Here is a 1,531-nt window from a genome sequence, read left to right on the forward strand (position 1 = left end):
CATAAACGATTATCTCGTAACAGCCGCTCTTTGTTGATCATTTCAAACCTTTATTCTCTAAGTTAAACCTCTTTTTATTCTCAATAGCGTGACAAAAAATGCAAGTCTCTATTCAGCAACTAGTTTATTGTCGGTTTTGATATTGATCTGGCCAATGCTATATGTAAAAAACTCAATGCCAACTGTACATTTACTCATCAATCTTTTGATAGCTTAATCCCCAGTTTGAAAATGCGTAGATTTGATGCTTTGATGGCTGGAATTGATATTACCCCAGAGCGGCAAAAACAAGTTGATTTTACTGATAGTTATTATAATAACTCAGCAACATTTATCGCAGTAAAAAATAAAATTAATAAAATATCATTATTAAAGGGTAAAAAAGTTGGCGTGCAAAATGGAACCACCCATCAAAAATATATCAGCCAACAGCATAAAGAGATGCAAGCTGTCCCGTATGATAATTACCAAACTGCTATCCTCGATTTACAAAATGGCCGTATAGATGCTGTGTTTGGAGATACCGCTGTTACAACGGAATGGTTAAAAACAAAAGGTAACGAAAACCTTGCCGCCGTGGGTGAAAAAATAACAGATGCTAATTATTTTGGTGTGGGTCTGGGTATTGCGGTACGCAAAGGAAACAAAACGCTGCTAGATAAATTAAATAAAGCGATGGCACAAGTAAAACAAGATGGCACCTATGATGCTATCTATCAAAAATGGTTGCAAAAATAGTTGATTATCGTGATGAATAATCTGTTGTTTCTAATAAATGCCGCCGGTTTGACGATTACTCTTGCTGGTATTGCTTTGATACTAGGGCTGTTATTAGCCCTGGTATTTACTGCTTGGGAATCTGCTCCCTGGCGGCCTGTAGCCTTGCTTGGTTCTTGCTGGGTGACTTTAATTCGCGGATTACCTGAATTATTAGTTGTGCTGTTCGTTTACTATGGCACATTACAATTTATTATGTTGTTAGGTGACGGCATTAATATTAATTTCATTTTCTGGCAAACAACCTGGCAAGTTGATCCTGAATGGTTCTTCCCACAAAATAGTGAATTCGATTTTATCCCTTTTTTTTGTGGTGTTGTTGCTCTTGCTCTACTCTATGCCGCCTATGCATCGCAAACCTTAAGAGGCGCCCTAAAAGCGATACCATCCGGCCAATGGGAATCAGCTCATGCATTGGGTCTCAATCGAAATATTGCTTTCCTACGGCTTATTATGCCCCAAATGTGGCGTCATGCATTACCTGGCTTAGGCAATCAATGGCTGGTATTGCTAAAAGATACTGCATTGGTTTCACTGATTAGCGTAAATGACTTAATATTGCAAACCAAAACGATTGTCAATCGTACTCAGGAACCTTTTACTTGGTATTTAATTGTGGCATTAATCGTAAGCGTCATTGGAACCACACAGTGCGCTGCTGCGTGGTTTAAGGTAAGGTGATTTTCCAGGGTAGTAGTGCGTTCCAGTCGATATCCTCATCTGGGTATTTTAGCGCCGTCAGCAGCGCCAAAAG

General features: G+C 39.1%; 1 protein-coding gene and 1 pseudogene. Both read left to right on the forward strand.

Annotated elements, in window-relative coordinates:
• Window positions 1-30 precede the first annotated feature (30 nt).
• A pseudogene (locus tag CBG25_RS15025) lies at window positions 31-738 on the forward strand (transporter substrate-binding domain-containing protein).
• Window positions 739-750: 12 nt separating this feature from the next.
• Entirely contained in the window at window positions 751-1,458 is a 708-nt protein-coding gene (gene artQ, locus CBG25_RS15030) for an arginine ABC transporter permease ArtQ (RefSeq protein ID WP_290607638.1), read from the forward strand.
• Window positions 1,459-1,531 lie beyond the last annotated feature (73 nt).

This window comes from Arsenophonus sp. ENCA (assembly GCF_002287155.1).
Classification (GTDB): domain Bacteria; phylum Pseudomonadota; class Gammaproteobacteria; order Enterobacterales; family Enterobacteriaceae; genus Arsenophonus; species Arsenophonus nilaparvatae.

Coding starts and splice junctions, on each gene's coding strand:
- artQ (WP_290607638.1), top strand. CDS start 751: ATGAATAATCTGTTGTTTCTAATAAATGCCGCCGGTTTGACGATTACT.